The sequence below is a fragment of the Photobacterium sp. CCB-ST2H9 genome, assembly GCF_023151555.2.
Classification (GTDB): Bacteria; Pseudomonadota; Gammaproteobacteria; order Enterobacterales; family Vibrionaceae; genus Photobacterium.
In genome coordinates this window covers 3,096,152-3,114,581 of sequence record NZ_CP100425.1, presented here as the reverse complement: position 1 = coordinate 3,114,581, position 18,430 = coordinate 3,096,152, and the positions used below count along the sequence as shown (strand labels likewise).

The following is an 18,430-nucleotide window of genomic DNA, read 5'->3' as shown; positions in this document are numbered from 1 at the left end:
GGGAGGAATTGATTTGATTAGGGTTTTGCTTCGATATTGCGAGGTGATGCATTGAATGTGACGGGGCTAACGGTAAAGCGTCAGAGGTATTCAATCAATCTGGCCCGTCTGTTCGGCAGTTGTTGTATTGATGCGGGGGAGACAGTGCTGTTGCTTTGCGGGCGAGCTATTCGGCTTTGTTCAAGCCGAATAGTTTGAGTTGTGACCGGCTCAGATAGTGCGTTCAGGCGCGTCCGGGAAGAAATCGCACGGCGCAAACTGATGCTGAGGCTCACCGGTATACGGATGGAAAAAGCTCAGCTCTGCCGCATGAAGTTGCAGGCGGGGTGCCAGCGCTTCGGCGGCTTCATGGGCGTAAAACTCATCACCCAGGATCGGGTGACCCAGCGCCTGCATATGGACACGCAGCTGGTGGGAGCGACCGGTGATTGGACGGAGTCTGACCAGACTGGTCTGGCCGTCACTTTCCAGCACTTCGTAATGGGTGACGGACGGTTTACCGTCATCAAAGCACACTTTCTGTTTCGGACGATTCGGCCAGTCGCAGATCAGCGGTAAATCCACCGTGCCGCTCTGTGGCTCCGGCGTCCCCCACACACGGGCGTAATAGACTTTTTCGGTCTGACGCTCGCGGAACTGGGCCTTGAGATGACGTTCGGCATCCTTGTTCAAAGCCAGCACGATCAGGCCCGAGGTTGCCATGTCCAGACGGTGGACAATCTGCGACTTCGGGTGGTCTGCCAGTACCCGGCTGAACACACTGTCGGCATGAGCCGGATCGCGGCCCGGATTGGACAGCAGGCCGGACGGCTTATTCACGGCAATAATGTCGCGATCGATGTAGAGAACATCCAGCCAGGGATCAGTCGGCGGGTTATAGGCCATCGGCGGTAAGGATTTCATGCTCGGGTCATCTCAGGGTTATCGTCGTTGCGGCGGGATGGTATCACAGGGCGGCAGACACTGCCTACCGCCCTGAAGGCTGGCCGGGTTCGGCCAGTCAGATTAGTTATGACTGACGGCGATCAGGCGCAGCGAATCCAGCTGAATCTGGGCTTTGCTGATGTAAGCGGTCAGATCCTGAATCTGGCTTTGCAGCAGGTCCAGTTCGTCATCACGGATATTCGGGTTCACCGCCTTCAGCGCCTGCAATCGGGCCAGCTCAGCGCCGAGCGTCGCTTCCATCTCCTGGCGGGCCGCCTGGCGGACTTTGTCCAGCTCAGGGTCGACCAGTTGGTCACCCGCCGCAATCAGGGCGTGGATTTCCTTCTGGACCGAGTTGACCAGCTTGCTGCCGAGGTGACGGTTGACCGGGCTCAGCTGACGGTTAAAGCCTTCAAATTCCACCTTGTCGGACAGGTTGTTGCCCTTGGCATCCAGAAGAATGCGGATTGGCGTGTGCGGCAGGAAGCGGCCGATTCCGGATTGTTTCGGAGCCTGCGCATCCACCACATACACCAGTTCCAGCAGCAATGTCCCGGCCGGCAGCGCTTTGTTTTTCAGCAGGGAAACCGCAGTGGTCCCCACGCCTTCTGACAGCAGCAGGTCGATCCCGCCCTGAATCATCGGGTGTTCCCAGCTGATAAAGTGCATGTCTTCGCGCGACAGTGCGGTATCACGGTCGAACGTGATGGTGCAGCCGTCCTGCGGCAGTCCCGGGAAGCTGGAGACCAGCATGTGCTCGGACGGCGTGATCACCAGGGCATTTTCACCGCGGTCATCCTGATTCAGACCGATGGTGTCAAACAGACCCAGTGCGAACGTCACCAGATTGGTGTCGCCGTCTTTGGCGGCAATCTTGCTGACCAGTTCACGGGCAGCTTCGCCCCCGTTGGAATGGATTTCCAGCAGGCGGTCGCGGCCCTGTTCCATCTTGCTCTTCAGTTCGCTGTGCAGGCGGGCACTGTCGGTGATCAGCGCTTCCAGTGCTTCCGGACTGTGGTTATCGCTGGCCAGCAGGCTGATCAGTTGTGGCTGCACGGCTTCGTACACGGCACGACCGGTCGGACAGGTTTCCTCAAAGGCGTTCAGGCCTTCGTTATACCAGTGCGCCAGCAGCGCCTGCGAAGTGCCTTGCAGATGCGGCACATGAATCTCGATATCGCGCAGCTGACCTATCCGGTCCAGACGGCCGATCCGCTGCTCCAGCAGATCCGGGTTGTTCGGCAGATCGAACATCACCAACTGGTTGGCAAACTGGAAGTTCCGGCCTTCAGAGCCGATTTCAGAACACAGCAGCACCTGAGCGCCGTCTTCGGCCTGAGCGAAGTAAGCCGCTGCCTTGTCACGCTCCAGAATCGACATGCCTTCATGGAACACGGTGGCACGAATGCCTTCTTTTTCCCGCAGTGCCTGTTCCAGATTCAGCGCGGTCTGCGCACGGGAGCAGATCACCAGCACTTTTTCGTTGCGGTTGGCTTTGAGGAAATCCAGCAGCCAGGTCACGCGGGGATCGAAGTTCCACCAGGTGGCTGCATCGCCTTCAAATTCCTGATAAATATCTTCCGGATACAGCAACTTGAGGACTTTTTCCTCTTCGCTGATCTTGCCCATCATCATGCCCGCGACGCGCATCGCCGTGCTGTACTGAGACGGCATTGCCAGCGGATACAGATTCAGGTGACGCTGCGGGAAGCCCTGCACGGCGGCACGGGTATTCCGGAACAGCACACGGCCGGTGCCGTGGCGGTCCATCAGGCTGTCGATCAGTTCCTGACGGGCGGCGGCCTGAGCGGTTTCATCGCTGTCTGAAGTCAGTGTTTCCAGCAGCGGAGCGATGTCCTGCTCCGGCAGCAGGCTGATCAGCGTCTGGCGGGTGTGGTCATCCAGTGCCTTTCCGGCCAGCAGCTCGGAAACTGCATCAGCGACCGGGGCATACTGGCGCTCTTCTTCCAGAAACGCGTCGTAATCGTAGAAGCGATCCGGGTCGAGCAGGCGCAGGCGGGCAAAGTGACTCTGATGGCCCAGCTGGTCCGGGGTTGCCGTCAGCAGCAGGCAGCCCGGCGTTTTCTCAGCCAGCGCTTCAACGACCTGATATTCACGGCTCGGTTTGTCTTCGCTCCACACCAGATGGTGCGCTTCATCGACCACCAGCAGATCCCAGTCGGCTTCCAGAGCCTGTTCAAAGCGACGTTTGCTCTTGCGCAGGAAATCCAGTGAGCACAGCACATATTGGGCAGTATCAAATGGGTTGTGTGCATCTGCAAAGGATTCGACGCAGCGCTCTTCGTCAAAGATAGAGAAATGCAGGTTGAAGCGGCGCATCATCTCCACCAGCCACTGGTGCTGCAGGGTTTCCGGCACCAGGATCAAAATCCGTTCGGCACGGCCGGCCAGCACCTGCTGGTGGATGATCATCCCGGCCTCGATGGTTTTACCCAGACCGACTTCATCCGCCAGCAGGACGCGCGGTGCAAAACGGCGGCCGACTTCATGGGCAATGAACAGCTGATGCGGGATCAATCCGGCACGCATGCCGCACAGGCCACGCAACGGACTTTTGTGTTGTTCGTGCTGGTTTTTCAGCGCACGGTAGCGCAGGGCGAAACGGTCCATGCGGTCAATCTGACCGGCGAACAGCTTGTCCTGAGGCTTGTTAAAACGGATCTGATTGCTAAGGAAAATTTCACGCAGTGTGACATTTTCTTCTCCGGTGTCCGTGCGGGTGCCGATATAGGTCAGCATGCCCTGTTGTTCTTCCACCTGCGCTACCTTGAGTGACCAGCCCTCCTGGCTTTCAGCCAGATCGCCGGTGTTAAACATCACACGGGTGACAGGGGCATCATGACGGGCGTAAACGCGATTCTCTTCACTGGCGGCAAACATCAGGGTGACGGTACGTGCATCCAGCGCGACCACAGTTCCTAACCCTAAATCACTTTCCGTGTCACTGATCCAGCGTTGACCCAAAGCAAATGGCATAGTGGAAAAAACCTTCTAATTATTTGAAATACTGGGGAGTTGCTTTCCGGTGGCGGTTTATATTTTGGCTACACTGAAATTAAGTGTAAGCCAGAAATCGCACCAGAAAAAAGGGGGCTAATGGTACTGCATGATGGGAGCGAGGTCACGAGCTAAGTGAGACTCTTATCGAGTGAGAAAATTGTCACAATATTTTCATTTTTTGCGGTCATTAATGGGATGCGGGTTTACGCTTAATAATGATAGCCGAGACCAATGGCTATCCCAGATGATCAAGGAGACGTCTATGGACGATGCTGATAGGAAAGTCTTTGTACTTGATACCAACATCCTGTTACATGAACCCCTCGCCATCTACTCCTTCAAAGAGCACGACGTTGTGATTCCCATGACGGTCCTGGAAGAACTCGACCGGATCAAAGACAGCAAACGGGATGTTGCCCGGGATGCCCGGGTCGCGATTCGCGCGCTGGAAGATATTTTTCATGATGCAACGCCGGAACAGATCTCTGCCGGTATTCCGCTCACGCGAGACGGTGAACATCAGGGTCGGATCGCAATTTTTGCTGACTATGAGATTCACGAAACGGTGCATGCGTTTGCGGATAAAGCCGGTGACAACCGGATTCTGAATGGGGTGCTCTACTTGCAGCATCACTATGCTCCCCGGGAAGTGGTGCTGATCACCAAAGACATTAATATGCGTCTGCGTGCCAAAGGGGCCGGGGTGTTTAATGTCGATGATTACCGTTCCGACCAGCTGATTGACGACGTCAGTCTGCTGACCAAAGGGTTCCACCGCTATCCGGGCAGTTTCTGGGAGCGGGTGGGAGAATGTCACTCTGAAAAACGCGGCCGCTCAACCCTGCACAAGCTGCCGCAGGAATTGTTTGATTCACCTTTTGTCAATCAGTACCTGATTGATCAGGACACGGATTTTGCCGCCCGGATCCAGGAACTTGACGGGGAAAACGTCACTCTGAAAGATCTGGGGCATGAGCGGTTGATGCACCGTCAGGCCTGGGGGATTCATCCGAAGAATATTTATCAGGGCATGGCGCTCGATGCGCTGCTCGATCCGGATATTGATCTGGTGATCCTGACCGGCCCGGCCGGCTGTGGTAAGACGATCCTGGCGATGGCGGCTGCGCTGGAGCAGGTGATTGAAAAAGGGATGTATGACAAGATTATTGTGACCCGGAATACCCCGGATATCGCCGAATCCATCGGTTTCCTGCCGGGGACGGAAGAAGAGAAGATGATGCCCTGGCTGGCCGCAGTGACAGATACCATGGAAGCACTGCACAAGCATGATGTCTGCACCGACGGCTCGATGAAATACATTTTCGAAAAAGCCAACATCCAGTTCAAATCGATTAACTTTATGCGCGGCCGCTCGATTCAGAACGCCTTTGTGTTGCTGGATGAGTGTCAGAACCTGACCGCGTCGCAAATCAAGACCATCATCACCCGGTGTGGTGAGGGCACCAAGCTGGTCTGTTCCGGTAACCTGGCACAGATCGATTCTACGTACCTGTCGCCTGTGACATCAGGCCTGACCTATATCGTTGAACGATTTAAGGATTTTGAAGGCAGTGCCAACATTTATCTGAATGGCGTGGTCCGCAGCCGTCTGGCGGAATTTGCGGAAGAAAACCTGTAATCACAGGGCGTGTGATCTGCCGGAGTACTCAGCGCCCCAGATATTTTCTTAACCCATCATCTGATGCCTCACTCAGCACCTGCTGGGTGGGGCCACACACCTGAATGCGACCCTGATCGACAAAGGCGCAATGGTCGGCGATCTTCATGGCGTCATCCGGGCTGTGGGTGATCATCAGCACCGTGATCCCGGCTTCTTTCGCCAGACCAGCAACCAGATCCAGCATTTCCTGCCGCAGCGCCGGATCCAGGGCGGAAAAAGGCTCGTCCAGTAGCAGCAGCGGGCGGTGGCGCACCAGGCAGCGAGCCAGTGCGACCCGTTGTTTCTGGCCGCCGGAAAGCTGCTCCGGCAGGCGATCCAGATACGGGCCGATCCCCACCCGCTGGGCAGCCATTTGAACCTGCACTTTCTCTGCGGCGCTGAGCTTGAGGCCGGGATGGATCCCCAGCGCAATGTTGTCGAACACACTCAGGTGCGGAAACAGGTTGTGATCCTGAAACAGGATCGACAGCGGTCGCTCTGCCGGTGATTGCCGGTCAATTTTTTCACCGTCGATATAAAGCTCGCCACTGTCGGGTTTGAGGAATCCGGCAATCATCGCCAGCAGGGTACTTTTGCCAGCCCCGCTGGGGCCGATTACGGCCAGGATGTCGCCTTTATCGACGTTGAGATCGAAGCTCAGCGTCATGGATTCCTGATGACCATGGCGGTAGCAGTGACAGAGTTGGGACAGGGTCAGCATCGGGGCAGTCATAGGTTATCCATGTGAAGCGTGAACGGAGGAAGCATCGCGGGATAAGAGCAGGCGCTCCACCGCAGTAAAAATTCCCAGGCTGAGCAGCAGCAGGAATAATGCGGCTACGGCGGCAGCATCCATCTGATAGCTGTCCATCAGCTGGAACAGGTAGAGCGGCAGCGTCTGAAAATCCTGACTGCCGAACAGGGCAATGGCCCCGAGATCGCCCAGTGACAGGACAAAGCTGATTGCCATCGCCTGAGCGACTGGTTTGCGCAGCGCCCGCCATTCCACCAGATACAACCGGGACAGGCCGCGCATGCCCAGACTCTGACACAGCGGGTTGTACTGCTGGGCCAGATGCAGCATGGGCTGACTCAGGGTCTTGATGACATAAGGCAGCGCCATCAGGGCATTGACGGCGACCACCACCCAGAAAGCCGAGGAAAAGACATCGGTGAACTCGCGCAGTAACAGAAACAGCCCGGTGCTGATCACCAGGCTCGGCGTGACCAGAATGATGGTGCCGATCAGCTCCAGGCCATCGGCTGAGGCTTTGTAATGCTGCAAACGCCAGAACCGGCTGGCACAGAGAATGGCAATCCCGCCGATCAGGGCCAGCAGGCAGGCCAGTGCGGCGATTTGCAGCGAGTGGCTGACGGCCTGCCAGAGTGCAGGCGTACTGAGTAAGCCGGGCAGTTTGCTGTTGATGCCTGCACTCAGCACGGCCAGCATCGGCGGTATCACCAGCAGCAGCACGGCACCGATCCAGAATCCATCCCAGCATCGGGCCGCCCGGCTGTCGAGATAGTTCGGGTGGCCCTGCTGCACCCGGCCGGTAAGGGTCGACAGTGGCCGGGCAAAGCGCTGACTCACGAGGACCAGCGAGCAGCACAGCAGCATCTGCCACAGCGCCAGCATGGCACCGGCCGCTAAATCAAAGTCATATCGCAGCGCCTGATAAATGGCCAGCTCGATGGTGGTTGCTTTCGGGCCGCCGCCCAGAGACATGATGACGGCAAAACTGGTGAAACAGAGCATGAAGACCAGACCTGCCACCTGCGGCAGTTGCTGACGCAGCCGCGGCCAGGCGACCAGCCGGAACAGCGGCCAGCCTCGCATCCCTAAGTGTGCGGCGAGCTGATGCTGTTCGGCGGGAATGCCTTCCAGACTTTGCAGCAGCAACCGGCTGGCCAGCGGCAGGTTAAGAAAAACATGGGCCAGCAGAATGCCGTTCAGGCCATAAAGACTGAAAGGCAGTTTCATCTCCAGCGTCGCCAGCCACTGGGCCAGCAGGCCGCTGTTGCCATAAATGGCCAGCAGGCCGAACACGGCGACCAGAACCGGCAGAACGACGGTCATGGCGAACAGGCGCAGCAGCAGCGCCCGGCCGGGAAAACGGCGGCGTGACAGGGCATAAGCGACTGGGATGGCCGGGAGCACGCTCAGCAGCGTCGATAGAATGGCCTGCTGAAAACTGAATGCAGTAACATGGCGCAGGTAAGGATCCTGCCAGAGCGCCAGCGGCCGGATGTCGGTCGCCTGCGTCAGCAGAGCGCTGAGCGCTCCGCCGACCAGGATCAGAATGAGCCCGGCACTCAGCAGGCCGGGCAGGCTGGAACGGGAAAGTAACAACGTCAGTCCTACAGGATTATTGCGTCAGGGCTGTTTGCCATTCGCGGACCCAGGTTTTGCGCTCTTTCGCAACTTCGTCAGCACTGAATTCCAGCGATTTGGCCGGACGCGGCAGTGCCTTGAACGCTTCAGGCAGCGGCTGATCGGTGACCGGATACATCCAGTTGCCGGTCGGGATCTGGGACTGGAAGCCCGGCGTCAGGATAAAGTTCATGAACTTATCCGCCAGCGCCTGATTTGGGCTGTGCTTCAGTTTAGCGGCAACTTCCACCTGCATGTAGTGGCCTTCACTGAAGTTGGCCGCTTTATATTTGTCTTCCTTCTCGGCAATGATGTGATAGGCCGGGGAAGTGGTGTAAGACAGCACCAGATCGGTCTCGCCCTTGAGGAACATATTGTAGGCTTCTGACCAGCCTTTGGTGACGGTCACGGTCTTCTTGGCCAGTTGCTGCCAGGCATCAGAGGACTGATCACCGTAGACGGATTTCACCCACAGCATCAGACCCTGCCCCGGGGTCGAAGTACGCGGATCCTGATAGATCAGGTTCAGGTCGTCACGTTCGACCAGCGCTTTCAGGCTGGCTGGCGGGTTCTTGAGCTTCTGGCTGTTGTAAATAAAGGCGAAATAACCGTAATCGAAAGGCACGAAGGTTTGATCCTGCCAGCCCCCCGGAATGGTGACAGCGGATGTGTCGACACCGCTTTTTGCCAGCAGCCCGGTTTTCTTCGCTTCCGTCATCAGGTTGTTGTCCAGACCCAGCAGGACATCGGCCTTCGTGTTTTTGCCTTCCAGACGGACACGGTTGAGGATGGACACCCCATCGTCCAGCGCGACGAACTGTAAATCACAGCCACATTCTTTTTCGAAGGTTTTTTCAATTGCAGGGCCCGGGCCCCAGTCTGCGGTAAACGAACTGTAGGTGTATACCGTCAGAGTCGGTTGAGCAGCGGCTGCAGACGAGGCGGCAACCAGTAAGGGTAAAGCTGTCAGTATGTGTTTCACAAAGCGCTCCTGAGTACCTGCTTGGCAGGGAATTCCGATTTCTTCAAGGCGCGGCGTTGAGTGAGCGGGAGCACGTCCCGGGAAAGTCACGAAAAGGGAAAGTAATGATGTGCTTTCAGTTTCTCAATTCCTACGCCAGCATGACCTGGTTCAGGTTCAATGGGTCCCGTGTGCTGCATATACATAAACAGACACGATCTCAGTCCGGAGACTCCCCATGAGAACGGCTCTCATTGTAAACGGGGCGGGCACGGGTTGCCAGCCGGAATTATCAGCGGATGCCAGTCTGGGAGCCGGGAACTAGCGAATCTCATTCAGGCGCCAGTCATAATCATACCTTGGGCTGGTGAGCGTGACCGGCTGTTTGCGGTAGCGGTTGAGGTGTTTCTGCAGATCTGTCAGTGAGCCGAAATCAAACTGATACCAGTCATAAATCGAAGACAGCCGGACTTGACCGCCTTTGTCATCGACCCCTTTGGGGCTGTTGATGAACCGGCGTGCGGCGCCGTCGAGCTGAGCATTGATCTGGTCGGCATGCATGACTTCCGGCAGCAGATCCGGGCAGCCCAGACTGGCGCAGTTCACCACATAGTGAATGCGTTTGTCCTGCCAGATCGGGCGGAGAATACGGTGCTCGATATCGTTCAGGGACAGTTTTTTGCCGTCAATGGTGATCAGCTGTTCATCCCAGGGCCCGAAACTGAACAGCCCCCCCAGCTTGGTAATTGAGCTGACCGGATAGTGGTCGAGGATCACTTTGACGGTCAGCGCATTGTAGATATTCACCCAGTAAGCGAACTGCTCATTGCGGTTCAAACGACGGGGATCGCGTGAGGTCAGCCCGGCAATATACTGATTCAGGCTGCTTTTATCTTGCGGACTGACCGCAGCGTAGCGAAAACGGGTCTGTTGTGGGGCGACGAGCAGGTAGGTGTTCAGCAGACTTTGCCAGGCGCTGTGATCTACTGTGGTGGTGCTTTGGGGGTTGCTGGTTTGCCAGAACGGCCAGAGGTCGGCTTTCGGCGCGGCCATGGGGGCTGATGAGAAGCTGAGTAAAATCAGGACAGTGAATAAAGGCAGAGCCCGGCGGAACGAAAACATGTGAACACCTCTGTAGATGGCTGATATCTAAGAGACCGAAAGGAAACGCGTTTCTTTCTGGTTCGTGTGATGTCTTGCCTGCAGACCTGAACAAAACACCCTGCCGGAGCAGGGTGTCTGAGGCTGACTCTTGAGTATAGATCAGGCTAAGAAAGCCGGGATCTTGCTTTCATATTCCGCGATTTTATCTTCGTGTTGCAGCGTCAGGCCAATGTTATCCAGACCGTTCAGCAGGCAGTGGCGGCGGAACTCGTCGATTTCAAATGAATACGATTTGCCGTTGGCACTGACCGTCATGGTTTCCAGATCAACCGTCACTTCGGCGCCTTCATTGGCTTCGACATACTGGAAGATTTCGTCCACTTCCGTTTCTGTCAGGCGTACCGGCACCATCTGGTTATTGATTGAGTTACCGTAGAAGATATCGGCAAAGCTGGGTGCAATCATTACTTTGATGCCGTAATCCGCCAGCGCCCACGGGGCATGTTCGCGGGAAGAACCACAGCCGAAGTTTTCCCGGGCCAGCAAGATGCTGGCACCCTGATAGCGCGGGTAGTTCAGGACAAATTCCGGATTGGGTTGCTTACCCGCATCGTCCAGAAAACGCCAGTCGTGGAATAGATGCTTGCCAAAGCCAATGCGGTTTACTTTCTGTAAAAACTGTTTCGGAATGATGGCGTCAGTGTCGACGTTCGCGGCATCCAGCGGCACCACCAGTCCGGTATGTTGTTGAATTCCTGCCATGGGTATTTTCCTTCTCTGTTAGGCGGTGGCTCTGTTAGGCGGTCGCAAGGGTTTCTTGGTCCAGCTCGCGGATATCCACGAAGTGACCGGCGCAGGCTGCAGCAGCTGCCATGGCCGGGCTCACCAGATGGGTGCGGCCATCACGGCCCTGACGGCCTTCGAAGTTCCGGTTACTGGTGGAAGCGCAGCGCTCCCCGGGACCCAGACGGTCGTTGTTCATCGCCAGACACATGGAGCAGCCCGGCAGGCGCCATTCAAAACCGGCTTCAATGAAAATCTTGTCCAGACCTTCCTGTTCCGCCTGCGCTTTCACCTGCTCAGAGCCGGGAACCACCAGCGCCTGAACGTTTGGTGCAACCTTGCGGCCTTTGGCAACGGCTGCCGCGGCACGCATATCTTCAATGCGGGAGTTGGTGCAGGAGCCGATGAAGACTTTATCGACCGGGAAGTCAGACAGTTTTTTGCCGGCCTGCAGACCCATGTAGGCCAGAGCTTTCTCGGCAGAAGCACGCTCGACCGGATCGCTGAAGTTTTCCGGAGCCGGGATTGGCTCGTCCACCGCAATCACCTGACCCGGGTTGGTGCCCCAGGTGACCTGAGGTTTGATGTCTGCGGCATTCAGGGTGACGACTTTGTCGAACTGCGCATCCGGATCAGATTTCAGGGTTTTCCAGTATGCGACGGCAGCTTCAAAGTTGGCATCCGCTGGTGCAAAGTGGCGGCCCTGAATGTAGTCGAAGGTGGTCTGGTCCGGCGCAATCAGACCGGCTTTGGCGCCCAGTTCGATCGCCATGTTACAGACCGTCATCCGGCCTTCCATGGTCAGGTCGGTAATGGCTTCGCCGCAGAATTCCACCACGTGGCCTGTTCCACCGGCGGCAGTGGTTTCTCCGATGATGGCCAGAATGATGTCTTTGGCAGTGATCCCCGGTGCGACTTTGCCTTTGACCTCAATTTTCATGGTCTTGGCGCGGGCCTGTTTCAGGGTCTGGGTCGCCAGCACATGTTCAACCTCAGACGTGCCGATACCGAAGGCCAGTGAACCGAATGCACCATGGGTAGCCGTGTGGGAGTCGCCGCAGACGATGGTCATGCCCGGCAGGGTGATCCCCAGTTCCGGCCCCATGACGTGCACGATGCCCTGATATTTGTGGTTCAGGTCATACAGGGTGACGCCGAATTCTTTGCAGTTTTTCGCCAGCGTTTCCATCTGGATGCGGGCCATCTCGCCCGAAGCCTTGATATCTTTGGTCTGGGTCGAGACGTTGTGGTCCATGGTGGCAAAAGTTTTGCCGGTCTGGCGGACCTGACGGCCTTTTTCGCGCAGGCCGTCAAAGGCCTGCGGAGAAGTCACTTCATGAACCAGATGACGGTCGATATACAGGATCGGGTTTTCGCCTTCAGCCTCGACCACGATGTGGGCATCATAAACTTTTTCGTACAGCGTTTTGCCTGTTGTTGTGTTTGACATTGCTCGTTTGCTCCTCGTGGTTCAGCTTACGCCTGACGAATGTTGGCTGCGATCTTGTCGCCCATGGCGTCGGTCGACAGTGCCGGACGGTCTCCGGCTAGATCTGCAGTCAGTTCACCGGCTTCCAGTGCCTGAGAGACGGCTTGCTCAATGGCGCGTGCCGCTTCTTCTTCACCCAGGCTGTAGCGCAGCATCAGGGCTGCCGACAGGATTTGTGCCACCGGATTGGCGATGTTTTTGCCTGCGATATCCGGTGCGGAACCGCCTGCTGGTTCATACATGCCAAACTTGTCCTGGTTCAGGCTCGCTGACGGCAGCATGCCCATAGAACCGGTGATCATGGCGCACTCGTCTGAGATGATGTCGCCGAAGATGTTGGAACACAGCATGACGTCGAACTGGGACGGATCTTTGATCAGCTGCATGGTAGCGTTGTCGATGTACATGTGGCTCAGTTCGACATCCGGATAATCTTTGGCGATCTGTTCCACCACTTCGCGCCACAGGATTGAGCTTTGCAGCACGTTGGCTTTGTCGATTGAGCAGACTTTTTTACGGCGCAGGCGTGCAGATTCAAAGGCAATCCGGGCAATCCGTTCAATCTCGTAACGGTGATAGACCTCGGTATCGTAGGCCTTTTCCATCGCGCCTTCCCCTTCGCGGCCCTTCGGCTGGCCGAAGTAGATCCCGCCGGTCAGTTCGCGGACCACCACGATGTCGAAACCACGGGCTGAAATGTCAGCACGCAGCGGAGAAAATCCTTCCAGACCACTGTGGATCTGCGCCGGACGCAGGTTACAGAACAGCTGGAAGTGCTTGCGCAGCGGCAGCAGTGCACCGCGCTCTGGCTGATCATTGGCAGGCAGGTGTTCCCATTTCGGACCGCCGACCGAGCCGAACAGAACGGCGTCGGCAGCTTCGCAGCCTTTCAGGGTCTGCTCTGGCAGTGGTGAGCCGTGATTGTCGATGGCAATACCACCGACATCAAACTCCTCACGGGCCAGGGTGAAGCCGAACTTTTCTTCGACGGCATCCAGCACTTTATGCGCCTGACGCATCACTTCCGGGCCAATCCCGTCGCCGGGTAACACAGCAATTTGATAGCTTTGACCTGCCATGGTTATACAGTCTCCATTTTCGCTTTTTGTTTAATTTCTTCGATTTGTTCGGCGCGGTGAATGCTGTTAATCACATGCAGCAACGCCTGACCTGAGGCTTCAACAATGTCGGTCGCCAGACCGGTGCCGTGGTATTTACGGCCCTTGTAGTTGGCGATGATATCGGCCTGACCCAGACCGTCTTCCCCTTCACCTTTGGCTGTCAGTTCGAATTTCTCCAGCACAATCTCGTAGCCGGTCAGGCGGTAAATGCATTGATACAGGGCGTCGACCGGACCGTTTCCGACGGCGGCTTCGCATTTCTCTTCTTCACCGCATTGCAGTTTGATGCTGGTGGTTGCCATCACGCTGCCAGACTGGACGCTCAGGTAGTTCAGTTTGTAGAAATCGTCTTCTGCACGCAGGTTAGCGAAGTACATCAGGGCTTCTAAGTCGTAGTCGAAGACCTGACCCTTGCGGTCGGCCAGTTTCAGGAAGTCGGCATACAGGGTATCCAGGCTGTAGTCCTGCTCGGTGTAGCCCATGGCATCCATATGGCTCTTCACTGCGGCGCGGCCGGAACGGCTGGTCAGGTTCAGCGCCTGATTCTTCAGACCGATGGATTCAGGGGTCATGATTTCGTATGTGTTCTTGTTCTTCAGAACGCCGTCCTGATGAATACCGGAGGAGTGGCTGAAGGCATTGGCACCGACAATGGCTTTGTTGGACTGAATCGGCATGTTGCACAACTGGCTGACCAGGCGGCTGGTGCGGGAAATTTCCTCATGCTTGATATTAGTGGTGACACCCAGCAACTCTGCCCGGGTTTTGATGATCATGGCGATTTCTTCCAGTGCGCAGTTCCCGGCGCGTTCGCCAATGCCGTTGATGGTACCTTCGACCTGACGGGCACCGGCCTGTACGGCTGACATGGAGTTGGCAACGGACATCCCCAGATCGTCGTGGCAGTGGACGGAAATCACTGCTTTATCAATGTTTGGCACCCGGTTGAACAATTGGGTAATGATGCCGCCGAATTCGCTGGGCAGGGTGTAACCCACGGTGTCCGGGATGTTGACTGTGGTGGCACCGGCTTTGATGGCAGCTTCGACCATGCGGCACAGGTTATCAATCGGTGTCCGGCCAGCATCTTCACAGGAAAATTCCACATCATCCGTGTACTTGCGGGCGCGTTTGACGGCGGCAACGCCCATCTCGATGACATCATCGTAGCTGCGGCGCAGTTTGTCCTGAACATGGATGGTGGAGGTGGAAATGAAGGTGTGGATACGGAAGGCTTCGGCAACTTTTAATGACTCGGCGGCGACATCAATGTCATTGGCGACGGCTCGGGACAAGGCGCAGACCCGGCTGTTTTTGATGTGCTTTGCAATGGTCTGGACCGATTCAAAATCGCCCGGCGAGGAAACCGGGAAACCGGCTTCAATCACATCAACGCCCAGGCGCTCCAGCGCATAAGCGATCTGCAATTTTTCTTTGACGGTTAAGCTGGCGGACAACGCCTGTTCGCCGTCGCGCAAGGTGGTGTCGAAAATGATGACCTGATCGTTGTTCATGATTGCTTCCTTTTATTGGCCTGCCTGTTTAATCATGGCTTGTTCGCGTCCTTTGCGCCGGGCCTGATACGAAAAACCCGCGCTTAGTGCGCGGGTTCTTCTGAAACTTTAGCGGTGAATTTCACCCATCAGCTACCCACGCGATTGTTCACGATAAGGAGTAGGCTGAGTAGAAGGATGAATTGTGTTTGCATTTTATTTTTCCGCTGTGTTGTTGACCAAAGGAATATCAGATTGTGCAGACAAGCGTCAAGCCTTAATTGCATCTTTATTCGCAGACCGGGCATTTTTGGCTGCGGGCAGGCTGCTGAACAGAAACGCGCACAGCCCCACATTGGTGTGCATTGTCATTATCCTTCCTCGAAATCGTCACCCGGTTGTCATCTCTGCTTCCTAGTCTGGCTTTATGGATTATGAGGAGAATAGTGCTATGACTGTGACCGTATTGGCACCCATCCAGCGCTTTGATTACGCCTTTTCCAGTTTATGTTTGTGTCACCGCTTCAATCAGCCGGTGGCGACGCTGAGCCGTCTGATTTCACGCTCCGGTGATGGCCCGCTTTATGTCATGTTTGGCCTGCTGGCCTGGGGACTGGACGGTCAGCAGGGCGGTCAGGTACTGGCGATTGGCCTGCTGGCTTTTCTGCTGGAATTACCTGTCTATCTGGTTCTGAAAAATACCTTTAAACGAAACCGGCCGGCCCGGCTTCCCAGTTTCATCCAGCCTTCGGACAAATACAGTCTGCCTTCCGGACATACGGCGGCGGCTTTTCTGATGGCTTCCCTCATCTCAACGTTTTACCCGGCAGCAGCCTGGATCGTCTGGCCCTGGGCGATGCTCATTGGGTTCTCCCGTGTGCTGCTGGGTGTGCACTTTATTACCGACATTGTGGCAGGCGCGCTGCTTGGCATGATGTGTTTTGATGTCGTCAAGGGGGCGATATGAAGATACTTTACGGCGTCCAGGGGACGGGAAATGGCCATATATCCCGCGCGAGGGAAATGGCGCGGGCATTTTCAGAGCTGGGAGTGGCGGTTGATTTCCATTTCTCAGGCCGGGCGGCGGATCAGTACTTCGACATGGATTGTTTCGGTGATTACCGTACCGCAAAAGGACTGACCTTTGTCACGGAACAGGGTAAGGTCAATCAGTGGAAAACGTTTTGTCAAAATTCCCTGGTGAACTTCTGGCGGGAAGTGAAAGCACTGGATCTCAGCGGTTATGATCTGGTGCTGAATGATTTTGAACCGGTCTCAGCCTGGGCAGCACGCCGGCAGGGTGTTCGTACACTCGGACTCAGCCATCAGAGCGCATTTTTATTTGATGTGCCCAAAGAAGGGGAAGGCTGGCTGGACCGGCAGCTAATCCGTTATTTTGCACCCACCGACCAGCAAATCGGCCTGCACTGGTATCACTTCGGTGCATCGATCCTGCCCCCGATCGTCCCGCGGTCACATACGCCGCCGCCCGCGACTGACGGTTCGGTACTGGTTTACCTGCCGTTTGAAGACCTGCAACAGGTGCTGGCACTGCTGCATCGTTTCTCTGACGTCACGTTTTATTGTTATCACCCTTCAGTCAAACAGGATGTGCGCCATGGCAATGTCCATGTCTGCGCGCTCAGCCGGACCGGGTTCCATCAGCGACTGGCGGTGTGCGACGGCGTGATCGCCAACGGTGGGTTTGAATTACCGTCTGAATCCATTGCCCTGGGCAAAAAACTGTTGCTGAAACCGCTTCAGGGACAATACGAACAAATGAGTAATGTGGCGACTCTCGAGCTGATGGGACTGGCAGCCAGTATGCATGCTTTGGATGCCGGAGCGTTGCGGAACTGGCTTGCAAGCCATTCGCCGGGGCAGGTTGTCTGGCCGGATGTTGCACTGGCCGTCGCGCAATGGGTGCAGGAGGGGGAAACGCAAACGGCACAGGATTTGTGCCAGTCGTTATGGGAGCCGATCAGTTTTCCGGAGCCTGTACTTGAAACCGTCAGAGATCTGGGGCCGGCAGCCGATTCCACCGGACTGAAATCAATAATCACTGGTATTTATTGATCCCGCCATTTTCACCGGGCGCGTACAGCTCCCGGTGTTCAAAAATCGCGTAACTCATTGAATTTTATCTTTACTCATATTGTTTTATATCCTTTTAGATATTTTTAGAGTCGGGATATCTGCTTGTTTTTCTTTGGACAATCGTTCAATATCGGGTGCTTTCATACCCTTAGAATCAGGCTGGAGCCTTCGGCGGTATTGGTATCATCAATCTTTTGAATAATACTGATTTACCCCAGCTTTCGATGGGTATGTGAGGGCGCTGTGCTGCCGGATGTTGTGAGCATGGTTCTCTGGATGATTCGAAGAAGAGGTCAGAAATGGCGCGTAGAGGTATGTCTTTCCAAGCAGCAGACAATATGACCATGGGTTCGGGTCTGCGGAACATTGATCTGAATCTGCTGACAGTATTCGATGCGGTGATGCAGGAGCAGAATATCACCCGGGCAGCACATAATCTGGGTATGTCCCAGCCCGCAGTCAGTAATGCCGTTGCCCGACTGAAATCGACCTTCGATGATGAGCTGTTTGTCCGCCATGGAAGGGGAATTCAGCCGACGGTTCGGGCCAAGCAATTATTCGGTCCGGTCCGCCAGGCTTTGCAATTGATTAAGAATGAACTGCCGTCTGCAGCTTTCCTGCCGGAAACCTCGAACCGGCTGTTCAGAGTTGCGGTCTGCAGTCCGCTGGATATGCGCTTTGCGCCTCACATCCTGCGTCAGCTGGCAGATGCCGCTCCCAAAGTACAGGTTGCTCTGGAAGCCGGGGTTGAGATTGATCTGGTTCAGAAACTGCGTTATCAGGAGCTGGACTTTGTGATTGATTACCTGCGTTTTGACGAGCAGGGGGTCACCTCCACCGAGTTGTTCAGAGACGAACTGGTGGTCGTTGCCGCCGGAAATCATCCGCGTCTGCAGGGCACCCTCAACGCCGAAGAATTTGCCGGGGAAAAACATGCCGTACTGAAATCGGTTCCCGGTGCGAGAGGATTTGCCGAGACGGTGTACCAGCTGTCTCCTGGCTGCCAGGTCGCTTATCAGGGCGGAAGCCTGAGCAATATTCTCTATGTGGTCGGTCAGTCTGAACTGATCGCTGTGGTGCCAAGGTGGCTGGCGGCTTCTATGGCAGAGACACTGTCGCTGCAGTTACTGACATTGCCGTTTGAAGGGAAAAGTATCAGCGGTTATCTGAGCTGGCACGATTCATCGCAAAAAGATAAAGGCCATCAGTGGTTGCGTGAGCAGCTGCTGGCAATCTGTGAAGCTGAAACCTGCTGAGACACGGCACGTCAGAGCACGGCACCGCTATACTTTGGCACAGCCAGGCCAAGCGACGCTTTTGCCTGCTTGCATCTTTTCATCGCAGTTACTGAAATCAACGGCCGCTCCCTTTGTCAGGAAGCGGCTGTTTTTTCATGATTTCATGAC

Annotated in this window: 14 protein-coding genes and 1 riboswitch; of the genes, 4 read left to right on the top strand and 10 right to left on the bottom strand. The window is 55.9% G+C overall.

The genetic code is table 11. The features are described 5' to 3' along the window. Window positions 1–210: 210 nt before the first annotated feature. Window positions 211–903, bottom strand: a complete 693-nt coding sequence (gene rluA / locus L4174_RS14240) for a bifunctional tRNA pseudouridine(32) synthase/23S rRNA pseudouridine(746) synthase RluA (RefSeq protein WP_248141538.1) — start codon at window positions 901–903, stop codon at window positions 211–213. 102 nt (window positions 904–1,005) lie between these two features. Continuing rightward, entirely contained in the window at window positions 1,006–3,921 is a 2,916-nt protein-coding gene (gene rapA / locus L4174_RS14235; RefSeq protein WP_248141537.1) for an RNA polymerase-associated protein RapA, read from the bottom strand. Between the two features lie 286 nt (window positions 3,922–4,207). Here rapA and L4174_RS14230 point away from each other — a divergent pair, with 286 nt between their 5' ends. Further along, entirely contained in the window at window positions 4,208–5,584 is a 1,377-nt protein-coding gene (locus L4174_RS14230) for a PhoH family protein (RefSeq protein ID WP_248141536.1), read from the top strand. A gap of 28 nt (window positions 5,585–5,612) precedes the next feature. On the opposite strand, the gene thiQ is transcribed toward L4174_RS14230, so the two are convergent. The 8 genes from thiQ to leuA form a co-directional block, all read right to left on the bottom strand. Next, window positions 5,613–6,326, bottom strand: coding sequence for a thiamine ABC transporter ATP-binding protein (gene thiQ / locus L4174_RS14225; protein WP_248141725.1), 714 nt, complete (start codon window positions 6,324–6,326; stop codon window positions 5,613–5,615). A 15-nt stretch (window positions 6,327–6,341) separates the two neighbouring features. Then, on the bottom strand, window positions 6,342–7,955 hold the full coding sequence (gene thiP / locus L4174_RS14220) for a thiamine/thiamine pyrophosphate ABC transporter permease ThiP (RefSeq protein WP_248141535.1): 1,614 nt from the start codon (window positions 7,953–7,955) through the stop codon (window positions 6,342–6,344). 16 nt (window positions 7,956–7,971) lie between these two features. Continuing rightward, on the bottom strand, window positions 7,972–8,958 hold the full coding sequence (gene thiB / locus L4174_RS14215) for a thiamine ABC transporter substrate binding subunit (protein ID WP_248141534.1): 987 nt from the start codon (window positions 8,956–8,958) through the stop codon (window positions 7,972–7,974). A gap of 109 nt (window positions 8,959–9,067) precedes the next feature. After that, window positions 9,068–9,186: riboswitch (TPP riboswitch) on the bottom strand. A 72-nt stretch (window positions 9,187–9,258) separates the two neighbouring features. Then, window positions 9,259–10,059, bottom strand: a complete 801-nt coding sequence (locus tag L4174_RS14210) for a DUF547 domain-containing protein (RefSeq protein ID WP_248141533.1) — start codon at window positions 10,057–10,059, stop codon at window positions 9,259–9,261. Between the two features lie 141 nt (window positions 10,060–10,200). Further along, entirely contained in the window at window positions 10,201–10,803 is a 603-nt protein-coding gene (leuD, locus tag L4174_RS14205) for a 3-isopropylmalate dehydratase small subunit (protein WP_248141532.1), read from the bottom strand. Between the two features lie 34 nt (window positions 10,804–10,837). Next, a complete protein-coding gene (gene leuC, locus L4174_RS14200) occupies window positions 10,838–12,274 on the bottom strand; it encodes a 3-isopropylmalate dehydratase large subunit (RefSeq protein WP_248141531.1) in 1,437 nt (478 codons plus the stop codon). Window positions 12,275–12,300: 26 nt separating this feature from the next. Further along, window positions 12,301–13,392, bottom strand: a complete 1,092-nt coding sequence (leuB, locus tag L4174_RS14195) for a 3-isopropylmalate dehydrogenase (RefSeq protein ID WP_248141530.1) — start codon at window positions 13,390–13,392, stop codon at window positions 12,301–12,303. A 2-nt stretch (window positions 13,393–13,394) separates the two neighbouring features. Then, window positions 13,395–14,948, bottom strand: a complete 1,554-nt coding sequence (gene leuA, locus L4174_RS14190) for a 2-isopropylmalate synthase (RefSeq protein WP_248141529.1) — start codon at window positions 14,946–14,948, stop codon at window positions 13,395–13,397. Between the two features lie 430 nt (window positions 14,949–15,378). Here leuA and L4174_RS14185 point away from each other — a divergent pair, with 430 nt between their 5' ends. The 3 genes from L4174_RS14185 (at window position 15,379) to leuO (ending at window position 18,280) form a co-directional block, all read left to right on the top strand. Beyond that, the gene (locus L4174_RS14185; protein ID WP_248141528.1) at window positions 15,379–15,894 is read left to right on the top strand and encodes a phosphatase PAP2 family protein; all 516 of its coding nucleotides are present in this window, start codon (window positions 15,379–15,381) and stop codon (window positions 15,892–15,894) included. Next, window positions 15,891–17,003, top strand: coding sequence for an MJ1255/VC2487 family glycosyltransferase (locus L4174_RS14180; protein ID WP_248141527.1), 1,113 nt, complete (start codon window positions 15,891–15,893; stop codon window positions 17,001–17,003). The genes L4174_RS14185 and L4174_RS14180 overlap by 4 nt, the downstream gene beginning before the upstream one ends. 320 nt (window positions 17,004–17,323) lie before the next feature. Further along, complete coding sequence (gene leuO, locus L4174_RS14175) at window positions 17,324–18,280, top strand: transcriptional regulator LeuO (RefSeq protein WP_371929352.1); 957 nt, start codon at window positions 17,324–17,326, stop codon at window positions 18,278–18,280. Window positions 18,281–18,430 lie beyond the last annotated feature (150 nt).